The sequence below is a fragment of the Streptomyces botrytidirepellens genome (assembly GCF_003721215.1).
In the GTDB taxonomy this organism is placed as follows: Bacteria; Actinomycetota; Actinomycetes; order Streptomycetales; family Streptomycetaceae; genus Streptomyces; species Streptomyces himastatinicus.
Genome location: NZ_RIBZ01000233.1, coordinates 20,663 through 35,605, shown reverse-complemented (window position 1 = coordinate 35,605; position 14,943 = coordinate 20,663). Strand labels below are relative to the sequence as shown.

Annotated in this window: 16 protein-coding genes; 12 read left to right on the top strand and 4 right to left on the bottom strand. The window is 69.4% G+C overall.

The genetic code is table 11. The features are described 5' to 3' along the window. The 4 genes from EEJ42_RS51865 to EEJ42_RS17920 all read left to right on the top strand — a co-directional run. A partial coding sequence (locus EEJ42_RS51865) for an RHS repeat-associated core domain-containing protein (RefSeq protein WP_281291466.1) occupies window positions 1–450 on the top strand: 450 nt, incomplete at its 5' end. A 7-nt stretch (window positions 451–457) separates the two neighbouring features. Next, window positions 458–700, top strand: a complete 243-nt coding sequence (locus tag EEJ42_RS17935; protein WP_123100929.1) for a DNA-binding protein — start codon at window positions 458–460, stop codon at window positions 698–700. A gap of 691 nt (window positions 701–1,391) precedes the next feature. Further along, window positions 1,392–1,925 (top strand): hypothetical protein, encoded by a 534-nt coding sequence (locus EEJ42_RS17925; RefSeq protein ID WP_342778295.1) that lies wholly within the window; start codon window positions 1,392–1,394, stop codon window positions 1,923–1,925. Between the two features lie 35 nt (window positions 1,926–1,960). Beyond that, window positions 1,961–2,671, top strand: a complete 711-nt coding sequence (locus EEJ42_RS17920; RefSeq protein WP_123100927.1) for an HAD family hydrolase — start codon at window positions 1,961–1,963, stop codon at window positions 2,669–2,671. Window positions 2,672–2,674: 3 nt separating this feature from the next. On the opposite strand, the gene EEJ42_RS17915 is transcribed toward EEJ42_RS17920, so the two are convergent. Beyond that, window positions 2,675–3,052 (bottom strand): DUF7878 domain-containing protein, encoded by a 378-nt coding sequence (locus tag EEJ42_RS17915; protein ID WP_123100933.1) that lies wholly within the window; start codon window positions 3,050–3,052, stop codon window positions 2,675–2,677. Between the two features lie 214 nt (window positions 3,053–3,266). Further along, on the bottom strand, window positions 3,267–4,451 hold the full coding sequence (locus tag EEJ42_RS17910; protein ID WP_123100926.1) for an erythromycin esterase family protein: 1,185 nt from the start codon (window positions 4,449–4,451) through the stop codon (window positions 3,267–3,269). 77 nt (window positions 4,452–4,528) lie between these two features. On the opposite strand from EEJ42_RS17910, the gene EEJ42_RS17905 reads away from it, so the two are divergent. After that, entirely contained in the window at window positions 4,529–5,239 is a 711-nt protein-coding gene (locus EEJ42_RS17905) for a TioE family transcriptional regulator (RefSeq protein WP_123100925.1), read from the top strand. Between the two features lie 7 nt (window positions 5,240–5,246). On the opposite strand, the gene EEJ42_RS17900 is transcribed toward EEJ42_RS17905, so the two are convergent. Then, window positions 5,247–6,131: an aminoglycoside phosphotransferase family protein gene (locus tag EEJ42_RS17900; protein WP_123100924.1), complete on the bottom strand. Its 885-nt coding sequence runs from the start codon at window positions 6,129–6,131 to the stop codon at window positions 5,247–5,249. Next, window positions 6,128–7,378, bottom strand: a complete 1,251-nt coding sequence (locus tag EEJ42_RS17895) for an MFS transporter (protein WP_246096868.1) — start codon at window positions 7,376–7,378, stop codon at window positions 6,128–6,130. Before EEJ42_RS17895 ends, EEJ42_RS17900 begins: the two co-directional genes overlap by 4 nt. Before the next feature lie 72 nt (window positions 7,379–7,450). Here EEJ42_RS17895 and EEJ42_RS17890 point away from each other — a divergent pair, with 72 nt between their 5' ends. From EEJ42_RS17890 to EEJ42_RS17860, 7 genes are all read left to right on the top strand, one after another. Then, the gene (locus EEJ42_RS17890; RefSeq protein WP_123100932.1) at window positions 7,451–8,212 is read left to right on the top strand and encodes a DeoR/GlpR family DNA-binding transcription regulator; all 762 of its coding nucleotides are present in this window, start codon (window positions 7,451–7,453) and stop codon (window positions 8,210–8,212) included. 219 nt (window positions 8,213–8,431) lie between these two features. Then, window positions 8,432–8,587, top strand: coding sequence for a hypothetical protein (locus EEJ42_RS17885; RefSeq protein WP_246096865.1), 156 nt, complete (start codon window positions 8,432–8,434; stop codon window positions 8,585–8,587). A 39-nt stretch (window positions 8,588–8,626) separates the two neighbouring features. Continuing rightward, on the top strand, window positions 8,627–10,228 hold the full coding sequence (locus EEJ42_RS17880; RefSeq protein WP_184503147.1) for a penicillin-binding transpeptidase domain-containing protein: 1,602 nt from the start codon (window positions 8,627–8,629) through the stop codon (window positions 10,226–10,228). A gap of 159 nt (window positions 10,229–10,387) precedes the next feature. Further along, window positions 10,388–11,635, top strand: a complete 1,248-nt coding sequence (locus tag EEJ42_RS17875; RefSeq protein ID WP_123100920.1) for an ROK family transcriptional regulator — start codon at window positions 10,388–10,390, stop codon at window positions 11,633–11,635. Window positions 11,636–11,825: 190 nt separating this feature from the next. Next, window positions 11,826–13,082, top strand: coding sequence for an ABC transporter substrate-binding protein (locus EEJ42_RS17870; protein ID WP_123100919.1), 1,257 nt, complete (start codon window positions 11,826–11,828; stop codon window positions 13,080–13,082). A 20-nt stretch (window positions 13,083–13,102) separates the two neighbouring features. Continuing rightward, window positions 13,103–14,086, top strand: coding sequence for a carbohydrate ABC transporter permease (locus tag EEJ42_RS17865; protein WP_123100918.1), 984 nt, complete (start codon window positions 13,103–13,105; stop codon window positions 14,084–14,086). Between the two features lie 41 nt (window positions 14,087–14,127). Continuing rightward, window positions 14,128–14,943: a carbohydrate ABC transporter permease gene (locus EEJ42_RS17860; protein WP_078510576.1), complete on the top strand. Its 816-nt coding sequence runs from the start codon at window positions 14,128–14,130 to the stop codon at window positions 14,941–14,943.

The window sequence follows — 14,943 nt, the reverse complement described above, 5'->3', positions numbered from 1 at the left end:
GCCCGCTACCTCTCCCCCGACCCCCTAGGCCTAACCCCCGCCCCCAACCCCACAACCTACGTCCACAACCCCCACACCTGGACCGACCCCCTGGGGCTAACACCGTACCCCCCACAGCACCGCAGCGGGGCCGATAATGTGGCCGACCATGCTCGACTCAAGCGTGTCTACGAGCAAGCCCAGAAATACGGGAAGGCTGGGTACAGGGAACTAGAAGACGGAAGATTCCGCTTCTATGGTGAGATAACACCCGCAAAAAAGGCCGGAGAAATGATCGGCCGCCGCCTAGTTCGAGAATGGGATCCGTCGACCGATACCACGCGAATTTGGCATGAGACGCTGGACCACGACAGAAAAGTGCGCATCGTCAGGCCGGACATTTCATTCACCGACGGAAAGAAGGTGCATTACATGTTCGACGGCAATGGAAAACTCACCAATACTTGGTAGGGACATAATGAACCTGAGGCAGGAAATCACAAAAAAGCTCGCAGAGCTGACTCAGGACGCCGGGAAGTCGGAAGATATTTCCAACTGGGCCATTTCCGTGATGCAAGGAGGCGACACAAGCCTGCTGGATCCAAAGGTCTGGGAAGCCCTTGACAGAATGAGCGGCGCTGACCTCATGTCGGGGCCGAACACTTACCTGCACAGTCGCGAAGATTTCTCGGAATGGCTCAGAGATTTCACCGAGCAATAAATTCCTTCTTCCGCGAAAGAAGAGGCCGCAAGGAAGAAGATCAACTGACGGGTGGAGATCAATAAGGTCGGGCACATCCGCGCCAGGGCGAGACAGGGACGTCAGGGTCCAGGAGCCGCCCGGCTCCCCGCCGAGCTACCTGATCTTGATGGCACGCGATCGGGACTTCCGGGACGGCTGCGGTGGCTAATGGGTGGAGGACCGTGAGTCGCTGGAGGCGTTCTTCACCAAGGGCGGTTGAATCGTTGAGTGGACCTGAGTCAGCGAGGCGCATTCCGGCAGCGGACTTCCGCGGATCGCCTCAGGTGTATGTCGCCCAACTGGAGGTCACGACAGAAGCCCTGGAGTCGCGGCGGGGAGCACACGACCTCACACACGACGACCTCGGAGAATGGTTCACCTTCGCCTTCACCCTCCCGGGCGGAGCCCTGGCAGCCGTGGTTCGAGAGGTACACAACGCGCCTTCGCCCGGCTACATCTTGACGGCGATCGGCTACGCGGACCCCAGCGACATCCTGACCGAGTTCCTCACCGCGTCAGGCATGACAGCGGAACACGTCACCCATCAAACCGCTTCTCCGCCGCCGACATGACAGGGACCAATGCCGACCTCGCGCGAGCTTTCCCATCACGGCTCGTCCATGACGTACGCGCCGTCCTGGCAGCCATGCCGGACCCTCCGTCTCCGTTCATGTCACCGTTCTCGGTCGACGTGTCCGGTGAGGTCGTCAGTATCCCTTCCCGGATTTACAACGAGGAGCTGCCCATCGACGCGACGCACGGGCTCGCCGCAAGGCAGCGGGTGATCCTCCACTGCCTGTACTCACGCCACGGTGACGGGATGGTCCGCCAGCGACACCTGGAGCAGATCGTCCGCTCCGGGGAGCCATGGGTGGCCCCGTTCGTGGTGCAGTTGGTCGGCGAATATGTGGTGGAGATCCTCGAGGCGATCCGGAAGGGCATTTCCGATGTGGCCACTCCGGGGTCTGCCCAGGGGCTCCTGTACGGGGACTTCGTCGCGCGCAATGCGTCGTTCTTCGCGCGGACCGAACGCCGGGTGGTGAGCTACTGGTCCCGCTACTACCGGCACCGGTACCCAGCGTTCGGCACCTACCCCGGCTGCCTGACCCTGGAGCTCCTGCGAGCAGCCGCGGCCGACCGCACCGGCAGGCGGTGGCCCCGTCACACCCCACCCGGCCTCGCCGACTCACACCACTCCCGCTGAGGCGACGCAGCCCACCACACGACTACGCTGCCGCCATGCCTACCGACCGCGCCGAGCCCACACTCATCCTCTGGGACGTGGACCACACGTTGGTCAGCATCCGGGGTGGAGTGAGCCGCAGCCTCTACGAGCGGGCCTTCAAGAAGGTGACGGGGCGGACGCTCGGCGGGCTGGCGGACATGGCCGGTCGCACCGAGCAGGCCATCATGGTGGAGACGCTGCGTCTCAACGGCATCGATGAGCCGGACGCACTGTTCAGTGACTTCTACGCCGCGCTGACGGCAGCGGCCATCGAGCTGAAGGGCCGTATGCGAGAGGTCGGAGTCGTTCTACCCGGTGCCCGGGAGGCCATGGCGTCGTGCGCCGCTCGCCACACCGTCCAGTCGGCGGTCACCGGCAACCTCCGCCCGATCGCCATCACCAAATTGGCCGCCGTCGGCTTGGGCGACGGGCTCGACTTCTCGGTGGGCGGCTACGGTGACGACGGCAGCGATCGAGCCGACCTCGTGCGTCAGGCGCGCAAGCGGGCATCGGAGAAGTACGGTCACGCCTTCGACAGCCGACGCACCGTCGTCATCGGCGATACGCCCCACGATGTTCGGGGCGCCCACGACGCCGACGCTCTAGCCGTAGGCATCGCCACCGGCCGCAGCTCCGCGGATGAGCTGCGGGCGGCTGGAGCAGACATCGTGCTGACGAGTCTCACCGACTTCACCGGTCGCTGTGGTGAAGCCCTCGGCTGGTAGCCGCTAGACAGCGTCAGCCGCCGTCAACAGATCGGGGATCAGGCTGGGCTCGACCCCGATCGCTGCCACGTCGTTGCGGACGGACGTCACGAACTGTCCGATCTCCGCCGCAAGAACCTCCCAGGCGACCGGCGAGGTCCATGTGTCCGGCTCGAAGACAGAGCCGACCCGCCACTCTTTTGCCGACCGGGCGATCCGCACCGCGCCCAGTTCCGCGTAGGACATCGAGTCGAACTCGAAGTCACCGCGCTCGCTGTCCGACCGGTGCAGCCAGCCCACCAGAGCGTGTGCCAACTCAGCCACGGGGAACAGGCCCTCCGTGAACACCACCTGGCCGCCATCCCGGATGACCAGGTCGGCCCCAATGTCCACGAGCAGCACTCCCAGAGGCGCCGTCCTCGGCCGGAGGCCACACTGGTACAGATCCGGCACACCCAAGTTCTGGTATGCGAAGCTCACCGACATGTGGCCCTCCCGAGCGCTCAAGGGCCACAGATCGACAGGCCACCCAGGCAGCGAACCTACCAAGCGGGCCCATCACGCCCAGTCGGCCTCTGCTGAACGCCTCAGGCGTACGTCGCCCCCGCAGGCGGGATCAGATTTCCTTGACGAAGACGATGGCGTCCATCTGATCGGTGGCGGCCGGGTCGAGGGGGACGTACGTGTGGTCGGCCGGGGTGCGGGGGGTTGGGGTTCGGGCGAGGGTCGTGGTGAGGCGGGCGGGGTCGATGACGGTGCGGGGGTGGGGAAGGGGGGACAGGAGGCCTTCGAGGGTGTCGGGGTGGGGGACGTCGGAGCCGCGGGTGCCGAAGGTGGCGGCGGCGAAGGCGTAGTGGTCGCCGAGGCGGGTGCCCATGATGGCGCCCGCGCTCCACCACTGGAGCGGCGTGCCCGCGAGGTCGAGGTGGCCCTTGTGGCGCTGGAGGTGGGCGTTGTGGGCGAAGGCGAGGGTGGGGCCGCGGCGGGCCTCGCGGCGCACGATGGCGTCGAGGTTGTCGGCCATCATCGCGTCGCGGAGCGACATGAGCGCGCCGACGCGGGTGGGCGCGGTGTCGGCCATGGCGGCGTGGTAGCGCAGGAGTCCGGTGGCGGTGCGGGCGTGCAGTTCGGCGAGCCAGAAGTCACCGGGCGAGGTGGCGGCCGTCAGGTGGGGGGCGTGCGCGGTGAGCAGCGCGCTGAGGTCGTCGGCGATCAGGCGCAGCTTCCCGGTCTCCGGGGTGCCGCCGATGGACTGGGCGGGGTCCATCATGGCGTCGGGGTTGGTCCAGCGCTCGTCGGGGCCGAGGAGTTCGTCGAGGGTGGCGCGGTTCCAGGGCAGGTCGAGGTGGGCGGCGAGGTAGTCGTGGAGTGCGGTCAGGGCGGGGCGGGGCGAGGCGGCGCCGGTGATTTCCAGGGGGCCGTCGAAGCCGTAGAAACGGAGCCGCTCGTGCGGGGGCCGCTGTTCGTTGTGGGCGCGCATCCAGCGCAGGAGCTCGCGGTTGGCGGGTGAGGCGCCGAAGCCGTGGCTGAAGCCGCGGCTCATCGCGTCGTCGAGGGTCGCGGTGCCGTCGGCGACGTAGGCGTCGGCGACCAGGGCCGCCAGGCAGTCGCTCTCGATGGCGATCGAGCGGTAGCCCTCGTGTTCGACGAGGTGGCGGAAGAACTCGTTGCGCAGCTCGGGGAAGGCTTCGACGCCGTGGGTGGGCTCGCCGAGGCCGAGCAGGCGGGTGGCGGGAGACAGGAGGGCGGTGAGGGCGCCGCCGGTGAAGGGACGGGCGGCGTCCTGGATCGTGGCCGTCATGGCTTCAACCGTATCGTTGAACCCTCGGTGTAAACTTTGGCGGCATTTTCCCCTGCGGACGAGGACGAACCTTCAAAATGCGGTTGCGGCCCATCGATCTGGCGCGCGAGCACGGCCTGTCCACGCAGGCGGTGCGCAACTACGAGGAGTCGGGGATCCTGCCGCTCGCCGAGCGCTCGGCGAGTGGCTACCGCGTCTACGCTCCGCGCCATGCGGCGGCGTTGCGGACGTTCCTGGCGTTGATCCCCGCGCACGGCCACGCGACGGCCGGAGCGATCATGCGGGCCGTGAACGGCGACGCGGTCGAGGAGGCGCTGCGGCTCATCGACGAGAGCCACACGCAGCTGGCCGAGGACCGGCGCACGCTGGAGGACGTGGAAGAGGCACTGCGCGGCCTGGCGCCACCACGCGAGCCGGAGCCGGTTGAGCCCGGTGAGCCGGGCGGGACGTTCATCGGGCCGCTTGCGCGCAGGCTCGGCATCCGCCCGGCGACGTTGCGCAAGTGGGAGCGAGCCGGGCTGATCGTGCCCCGGCGCGACCCCCGCACCGGCTACCGCGTCTATACCCCCGCCGATGTGCGTGACGTACTGCTGGCCCACCAACTGCGGCGCGGCGGGCACGGACTGGAGCAGATCGCGCGGGTGCTGGAGCGGGTTCGGGTGGCAGGCGGACCGGAGCCGCTCCAGGCGACGCTGCGGGAGTGGCGCGACCGGCTGACGGCACAGGGCCGGGCGATGCTGACGGGCGCGGCCGCGCTCGACACCTATCTGGGGAGCCGATCCGACTGAGGGCGCTTCAGCCCTCCCCCAGTACCGCCCGGATTACGTGGCGGGCGTTGCGCGCCATCGTTGGGTTCGTCTTCCGGTGGTACGGGAGGGCGATCAGGGCCTGGGAGAGGGTGCGGGCGCGGCCTCGGGTCCAGGTGGGGGCGTCCACGGCCAGCGCCTCGCGGAAGACATCCCGAGCAGCCGAAGGCAGCAGGTTCCACGCCGGGAACAGGTCGCAGGCCGGATCGCCCACGCCCATGCAGCCGAAGTCGATCACCGAGGTCAGCCTGCCACTCCCGTCCACCAGCAGGTTGCCCGGCATCAGGTCGGCGTGCAGCCACACCGGCGGGCCGTCCCAGTCCGGGGTCCGCAGGGCGTCCTCCCATACGGCGGTGGCGGCGTCGCAGTCGACGTCCTCCTCCGGGATGGCGCGCAGTTGCTCGATCGCCGCGCGGGTCTCCGCGTCGAGGGTGGCGAGGGGGCCGCCGCGGTAGGCCCTCGGGGCGTCCGGCAGGGGGACGCTCCGCATCGCGGCCACGAAACCGGCCAGGTCCTTGGCCAGCAGCGACGGCTCGCTCAGGGCTCCCTCCTTCGGAGTCTCCCCCGCCAGCCAGCGGTGCACCGACCACGCCCACGGATATCCCTCGGCGGGCTCGCCGGTGCCGAGCACCTCGGGGATGGCCGCGGGCAGCAGGGGCGCGAGGCGGGGCAGCCAGTGCCGTTCCGTCGCCACGTCCCCGGCTCCGCCCGCCACCAGCGGCAGCCGTACGGCCATGGCGTCGCCCAGCCGGTACACGGCGTTGACGGTGCCGCCGGACGGGAACCGTTCGACGTCCAGCTCCGCCCATTGCGGGAACTGTCCGGTGATCAGCCGCCGTACGAGGGTCTCGTCGACGAGGGGCACTGGGTTCATGGGGCACCATCCGACCGTTGGACGCCCACGGGAGCAACTGCTTTTCCGGGTCGTGGCTCCGGCGCCGGGGGCCGCAGGATGCCCGCCGCGCACGCGGCGATCACGCAGAAGGCGACGGGAAGGAAGAAGGTGAAGTTGAGCGGTACGAGGCGGGTCAGGGGGCCGATGACGGCGGGGCCCGCGAGCATGCCGAGGTAGCCGAGGCCGGCGACGCGGGAGACGTTGGCTCCGGCGGTGGACTGGTCGGTGTGGCCCGCGGCGCTGAAGAGTTGGGGGACGCAGCCGGAGAGTCCGGCGCCGAACACGGTCCAGCCGAGCAGCGCCAGGGGGATCCAGGGCGAGAGTGCGGCCGCGGTCATGCCGAGGGCGGCCGCGGAGGCGCCGTAGCGGAGGATGGCGACCGGGCCGACCCGGGCGGCCACGCGGTCGGCGAGCAGGCGGCCGGTCGTCATGGCGGTGGCGAAGGCTCCGAAGGCGAGCGCGGCCGTGGCGGCGGGCGCGTCCAGGACATTGCGCAGATGGAGCACGCTCCAGTCGTTGGCCACGCCCTCGCACAGCATGATCATCAACGCCAGGGCGGCCAGCGCCCAGATGCGGCGGGGCGTCCGGTACCGGGGTTTCGCAGCGGGAGCGTCGGGGCCCGGGGCGGTGGCGGGCCGCCCCAGCAGTGCGCGGGACGCCGCCGCCGTGACGGCGAGGCCGAGGGCCGCCGCCGCGGTCAGGGTCGCCGCGGGGCTCCAGCCCCAGCCGAGGGTGCGGGCGCCGACGAGCGAGGCGAGGACGCCGCCGAGCGAGTAGGTGGCGTGGAAGGCGGACATGACGGGCCGCCCGTAGCCGCGTTCGACCTGGACGGCATGGGCGTTCATGCTGACGTCCAGGCAGCCGTTGCCCACCCCGAGCACCAGCAGTGCCGCCCCCAGCGTCCAGGCGTTGGTGGCCAGGCCGGGCAGGATCAGGGTGGCGCTGCACAGCGCCGCGCCGAGCGGTACGACGACGCGGGCGCCGAAACGATCGGTGAGGGGGCCCGCGACCTGCATGGCCGCGAAGGCTCCCGCGCCGAGGAGGAGAAGGAGCCAGCCGAACAGGGCGTGGCCGGTGCCCGCGCGGTGTTCGATGCCGGGGATGTGGACGATCCACATCCCCATGAGGAAGCCGTTCAGGGCGAAGTAGGTGAAGGTGGCCAGCCGGGCGGCCCGCAGCGAACTCGCTGCGCTCTCCGCACTCTCCATGCTCTCCGTACTCTCCATTCCACGAACGTAGCGAACAAGCATCGTGTTCGAAAGGTTGCCTTTCGAACGCCTAGTGTGTTCAATCACGCCATGGCAGGGACAACAGATCGACTGAGGCAGATCACCGACGCCGTACGGAGCGCGGGCCGCGTCGGCGTCGCCGAACTGGCCGCGCTCACCGGCGCTTCGGAGATGACCATCCGGCGCGACCTGGAGGCGCTGGCCGAGCAGGGCGTCCTGGAGCGCTACCGGGGCGGGGCGAGGAGCCTGCTGCTGCGCGGCGAGGAGCCGCCGTTCGCGCTGCGCGCCCAGGAGGGGCTGGACGCCAAGCGGCGCATCGCCGCGGAGGTCGCGGGGCTGATCTCCGACGGGGAGTCCGTCGTCCTCGACAGCGGCACCACCTGCCTGGAGGTGGCCCGGGCGCTGGAGCACCGCCGATTGACCGTGATGCCGCTGTCCCTGCATGCGGTGAACGCGCTGGCCGGGGCGGCGCAGCTGACGCTGCTGGTGCCCGGCGGGCGGCCCCGGCAGGGCGAGTTGGCGCTGACCGGCCCGCTGGCCCAGGCGTCGCTGGCCGCGCTGCGCTTCGACACCGCGGTCATCGGCTGCTGCGGGTTGAACGCCGCGGACGGGCTGACCGCCTACGACCTGGACGACGCCGCCGTGAAGCGCGCCGCCATCGCCTCGTCCCGCCGCGTGATCGCCGTCGCGGACGGCGCCAAACTCACCCGCACCGCCTTGGCGTTCGTCACCGCCGCCTCCGGTCTGGACGCGGTCGTCACGGACGAGACGGCACCGGACGAGGAGAGGGACCGGCTGGCCGCGGCCGGGGTGACCGTACGGACGCCGTAGGTATGGCGCTGGCCTGCGGCGATACCGTTCACCGGGGCACCGCGGAGCCGGGGCATATGCCAGACCGCACGAGAGGGAAGACCCGTGCGGCGGATGCGTTGTTCCTCACATACCGGGGGTAACAGGCCAGTTGAGAGGTTTAGGCCACAGCGATTGTCAGTGCCTGCCCCTACTCTATTGGTCATGCGTCCGACTCCTACTCCCCAGAGCCCTGCCTTAGTGACCACTTCCACCGACCAGGCCAACGAGGCGATCCGCGTGTTTCTGCGGGCCCGGGCCGGGCGGGCTCTGCGGCCTGCCGAGCGGGCGGAGTACGGGCGGCTGCTCGGGGTGTACACGCGGGCGCTGCGCGGTGAGATGGAGCAGGCGGCCTGAGAAGCGGGGCGCCGACCACACCTGGGGGCGGGCGACGCCATGCGTACAGCGGGGAGAGTCGTACTCGGTACGGCGTTAGCGGGGTTCATCGGAGTTGCAGGGATCGGGGGGTACAACCTCTACACGGGGGTGACCGGCGGCAGCGGGCCGTCGGTTCCGGACGGCGCGGTGACGTCGGCCGAAGTCAAGGACACGGCGCGGGAGTTCCTGACCGCGTGGGCGGACCAGAACGATCTGCGGGCCGCGGCGTTCACCAATGACGCCCAGAGCGCGGGCGCCGCGTTGAGCCGATACCGCGAGGACGGCCGGGTCGAGAAGGTGACGCTCACGGCGAGCGAAGCCGACAGCGCCACGGTGCCGTTCCGGGTCAAGGCGGAGATCGTCTTCGGGAAGACCCGTTCGACCTGGACGTACGGCTCGGCACTGACCGTCGTGCGGGGCCGGACCACGGGGAAACCGCTGGTGGACTGGAAACCGGCGGTCCTCCACCCGAAGCTGACAACCGGTGAAACGTTACAGACGGGCATGGCGGACAGTCAGCCGGTCCGGGTGCTGGACCGGAACGGCAGTGTGGTGAAGCAGGGCCGCTATCCGTCCCTCGACCCGGTGCTGAACGCGCTGCGGGCGAGATACGGCGCCAAGGCCGGTGGCGCGGCCCGGGTCGAGGTGGCGGCGGTCAAGGCCGACGGGACGGCCGGGGCGACGCTGCACGTGGTGGCCAAGGGCAGGCCCGGGAGCCTGCGCACGACGCTGGATCAGAAGGTGCAGCGGCGCGCGGAGTCGGCCGTGGGCGAGACGGCCGGGGCGTCCGTGGTGGCGCTCAAGCCCAGCACCGGGGAGATCCTCGCGGTGGCCAACTCGGACAAGGCCGAGTTCAACGCCGCGTTACAGGGGCAGACCGCGCCCGGGTCGACGTTCAAGATAATCACCGCCGCCGCGCTGCTGGAGTCGGGCAAGGTGACGCCCGCCCAGCGGGTGCCGTGCCCGAAGACGGCGGCGTACGCGCAGGGCATGACGTTCCACAACGTCGAAGACAGCGAGAACCCGAGCGCCACCTTCGCGCAGGACTTCGCGGCCTCCTGCAACACCGCGTTCGTCTCGCTCGCGGGCTCCCTACCCGACGCCGGGGTGGCGGAGGAGGCGCGGTCGGTGTTCGGGATCGGCCTGGACTGGCAGGTGGGGGTCACGACGTTCGACGGCTCGGTGCCGACGGAGGGCGGGGACGGCAAGGCCGCGGCGGTCATCGGGCAGGGCACGGTGCAGATGAACCCGCTCACCATGGCGTCGGTGGCGGCCACCGTGCGGACGGGCGCCTTCAAGCAGCCGGTGCTGGTGCCGCCGTCGGTGGACGACCGCAGGATCGCCACCAGCGAGCGGGCCCTGAGCCCGGCGGCCGCGCAGCAGCTGAAGGGCATGATGCGGCTGACGGCGACGAGCGGCACCGCCCGAGCGGCGATGGCCGGACTCGGCGGCGACGTCGGCGCCAAGACCGGCTCGGCCGAGATCGACGGCCAGGTGAAGACCAACGCCTGGTTCACGGCCTACCGGGACGACATGGCCGCGGCCGCCGTCGTCACGGCGGGCGGACACGGGGGCGACGCCGCCGGGCCCGTCGTACGGCAGGTGCTCGACGCCCGCTGAGGGTCCAAGGCCCGAAGCCACCACTCAACGCGATACGCCGGGGTCACCCCTCAGCCATGACGCTTCGTACAAGGGTTGTGCGAAGGGGTTGTCTATGGTCTGGCGCACACTCTAGCCTGGCGCGGCATCAGCCGAGAGAGCCACGGAGGGGATTCCGGCGTGAAGCGCACATCCCGCGACATCCGCACCGCCAACCGCTACGGGGTACTGCGCCACATCGTCGCCGAATCCCCGGTGTCCCGGCAGGAGGTGGCCGCGGCGACCGGGCTGAGCCTGGCCACGGTCGCCAATCTCGTCGGCGAGCTGCTGGAGCTGGGCATGCTGGTCGAGGTGGGGTACGAGGACTCCGACGGCGGCCGCCCGCGCGGGCTGGTCGCCGTCAACTCCTCCGGGGGCGCGCTGATCGGGGTGGACGTCGCGGAGACGTACGTCCATGTCGAACTGTTCGACCTCGCCCTGACCGTCCTCGCCCGCGCCGACCAGGAGTTGCGCCCGGAGCGTCCGGAGGAGAACCACCCGACGAAGGTGGTGGCGCACATCGCCGCCGCCGTGGCGTCCGTGGTCGGGCAGGCAGGGATCGCGCCCGACCGGGTGCTGGGCGTGGGCATCAGCATGCCGGGGCAGGTGGACCGGGAGGGCGGGGTGTCGGTGTTCGCGCCCAACTGGGACTGGCACGACGTACCGCTGCTGCGGATGCTGGCCGACCACATCCCGTACCCCCTGTACCTCGACAACCCGCTGCGCGCGTGCACGGTGGCCGAGCAGTGGTTCGGCGCGGCGCGCGGGCGGGGCGACGCGGTGGTGGTGAACCTCGGTACGGGCGTGGGCGCCGGGCTCGCGCTCGGCGGGGCGCTGCACCGCGGGGTCAGCAACAGCGCCGGCGAGTGGGGGCACACCACCCTCATCCTGGACGGGCGGCAGTGCCACTGCGGCAACCGCGGCTGCGTGGAGACGTACGTCGGCGCGCCGGGCATCATGCGGAATCTGCGCGAACTGAGCCCGGACAGCCCGCTGTTGCGCGCCGACGACCAGACGGCGACCATCGAGGCCCTGGGGCGGGGCCTGGCGGACGGGGACCCGGTGGCCGCCCAGGTGGTCCGTGACACCGCGCGCTATCTCGGGGCGGGCCTCGCCGACCTGATCAATCTGCTCAACCCGGAAGTGATCGTGCTCAGCAGCTGGGTCGCGGCCGCGCTGGGCGAAGGGCTGCTGGCGGAGGTGCGCGAGGCGGTGGCCGGGCGGGCGCTGCGACGTCCGCTGGCGAGCACCGAGATCGTGCTGTGCCCGATCCCGTCGAACCCGGTGAGCCTCGGGGCGGCGACCTTCGTGCTGGAGGGTTCCCTGGCGTCCGTCGGGCTGAAGCACCGTCGCCCGACGGCCGCGAGGACGCGCGGCGCCTCCTCGTAACGGGGCGTGGGAGCGTTCCCATTCCCCTGGTCGTTCGAACCCTCGAACCGCCCCAAAAGTCGCGCCACCCACTTCGTCCAACCCCTTGCCGAAGTCTTCGTCTATGGCTAACGTCCCGCTGCACCAACGCACTTGGCCGTGTACCCGTGATCGTGATCGTGATCCGAGACAAGGACGTCACATGTCGGCAATGAACAGAGCCAGGGATGCCAGGGACTGGGACCGCCGCAGCGTGCTGCGCGCCGTCGGCGGGGTGGCCGCTCTGGGCGGGCTCGCCGCCTGCGGTTCGAACACCGGCCGCTCCGGCGGCGGTGGCAAGTCGATCAAGCAGATGTACCACGCGTACGGGGAACCGGGCACCCAGCAGGCCGCCAAGAAGTTCGCCGACGCGTACGACAAGGCGAAGGTCACCATCGAATGGGTGCCGGGCGAGTACGAATCCAAGCTGGCGACCTCGCTGCTGGGGTCGGGCCGCCCGGACGTCTTCGAATACCACCCCGATCTGCAATTGGTGCGCTCGAAGCAGATCGTCCCGCTCGACGACATCATCGCCGACGTCAAGGACGACTTCCTGCCGGAGGACATCACGGCGAATTCCGTGGACGGAAAGATCTACGGAATCCGCATGATCGATGACCCGCAGTTCTTCTTCTACCGCAAGTCCCTCTTCGAGGACGCCGGGGTCAAGCCCCCGACGACGTTCGACGAACTCATCGACATCGCGCACAAACTGACCAAGGGCAAGGTCAAGGGGCTGTACATCGGCCAGAACCTGAAGACCATCAGCAAGCCGCTCGTCTGGTCCAACGGCACCCATTACCTCACCGAGGACCACAAGATCGCCTACCACACCGAGGAGTTGGAGGAGACCCTCACCAAGGCCCGGGAGCTGTACACGAGCAAGTCGCTGCTGCTGGGCGCCCCGACCGAGACCTGGGACCCGACCAGCTTCGTCCAGGGGCTGTGCGCGATCCAGTGGTGCGGGATATGGGCGATACCGGCGATCCAGAAGGCGTTCGGCGACGACTTCGGGATCTTCCCGTTCCCCAAGTCCGGGAAGAACGGCCGCCCGGTGGTCTACAACGGCGGCTGGTCCACCTACGTCTCCGCCAAGGCCAAGGACGTCGACGGGGCCAAGGAATTCGTCAAGTGGCTGTGGATCGAGCAGAAGAAGTACCAGCAGGAATGGGCGCTGGACTACGGGTTCCACATTCCCGCGCGCAAGAGCATCGCCGCCGGTGCGGACAAGCTCAAGAGCGGGGTCGCGGCCGAGGCGGTCGAGCTGTTCAACAGCCACGGAATCTTCGACGACCCGTACTGGACGGAGGGCATGTTCAACATCGTGCTCGACGCGGTGGTCAGCTCGGTGCGCGACAGCAAGAATCCCGCGGCCGAACTCGACAAGGCCGATAAGAAGGTCGAGCGCGACCTGAAGAAGCTCGGTTAGGGCGGGCGTCCGGAACCGACATGGCGACCACCACACCCACCCAGAGCGCCGCCCCCGGCCGGGTGCCCCGCAAGGCGGCCCCCACCGGGCGGCGGCTGCGCGGACTCGGCGGCAGCCGCGGCCGCACCCTCAACTTCTGGCTGTTCACCGGCCCGTTCCTGATCGGGCTGATCGTCTTCGTCTATGTACCGATCGGCTGGAGCCTCTGGCTCAGCCTGCACAACGCGAAGGGCACCGTCGCCCCCACCGAGTTCGTCGGCCTCGGCAACTACGCCGACATGCTCGGCGACGGCGACTTCGTGGACAGCCTGATCAACTTCACGGTCTTCGCCGCGATCATCGTCCCGATCACCTACGCGTTCTCCCTCGCCCTCGCGCTGCTGGTGCACCGCATCCGCTTCATGAAGGCGTTCTTCCGTTCGGTGTTCTTCCTGCCGACGGCGTGCAGCTTCGTCGTGGCGTCGCTGGTCTGGAAGATGTCGATGTTCAACGGGCTGCACTACGGCCTGGTCAACACCGTCCTGAGCTGGTTCGGCGTCGACTCCGTCGCCTGGCTCGCCTCGCCCCATCCGCCCTGGTACTGGCTGGTGCTCTGCACCGCGCGGCTGTGGCTCCAGTGCGGGTTCTACATGATCCTCTTCCTGGCCGCGCTCCAGAACATCCCCCGCGAGCTGTACGAGGCGGCGGCCGTCGACGGCGCCAAGTCGGGCTGGCAGACGTTCCGCCACATCACCCTGCCGCAGCTGCGCGCCACCTCGGTCGCGGTCGTCCTGCTGCTGCTCATCGCGGCGTACCAGGCGTTCGACGAGTTCTACAACATCCTGGACGAGGGCCGCGCCACCTGGGGCCGCCCGCCGCTGGTCGAGCTGTACCTCCAGGCGCTCGGCGCCAACCAGGACTACGGGCACGCCAGCGCGGGCGCCCTCATCCTCGCCCTGCTGATCGCCATGGTCACCCTGGCCCAGGGCAAGTTCCTCGGCTTCGGAAGGGGTGACGACAAGTGACCATCACGGCACCGGTCAAGCAGCGCACCGCGCGCTCCGTCATGAGCAGCACCGGGCTGTACGTCGCGCTCGGCGTCGCGACGGTGCTGTTCCTCGTCCCCTTCTATCTGATCGTCCGCAACGCCCTGTCCTCCGACGCGGACATCACCGGCGAGGACTGGGCGTTCTTCCCCACCGACCTCCAGTGGGGGAACGTCAAGGAGCTGTTCGACGACCCCTCCGTCCCCTTCGCCCGGGCGCTGTGGAACTCCACCGTGGTGGCCGTGCTGCACACCCTGGGCACGCTCCTGGTGTGCTCGCTGGCCGGATACGGGCTGGCCCGCATCCCGTACAAGCACGCCAACAAGGTGCTGTACACCGTCCTGTTCACCCTCATGGTCCCGGCGGCCGTGACCTTCGTACCGAGCTATGTCCTGGTCTCGTCGCTCGGCTGGGTCTCCTCGCTGCGCGGTCTGATCATCCCCGGCCTGTTCAGCGGCTTCACCGCGTTCCTCTTCCGCCAGTACTTCCTGGGCTTCCCCAAGGAGCTGGAGGAGGCGGCCCGGGTGGACGGACTGGGCTACTGGGGCGCGTACTGGCGCATCGTCGTGCCCAATTCGCTCAACTTCTTCGCGGCGATCTCGGTCATCACGTTCATCAGCGGCTGGAACGCCTTCCTGTGGCCCCTGGTGATCGGCCAGGATCAGAACTCGTGGACCGTGCAGGTCGCGCTGTCCTCGTACATGACCGCCCAGACGATCAACATCCACCTGATCTTCATGGCAACGGCCGTATCGATCCTGCCACTTGTGCTCGTCTTCGTGTTCCTCCAGCGCTGGCTCGTGCAGGGTGTGGCACAGACCGGTATCAAGGGCTGA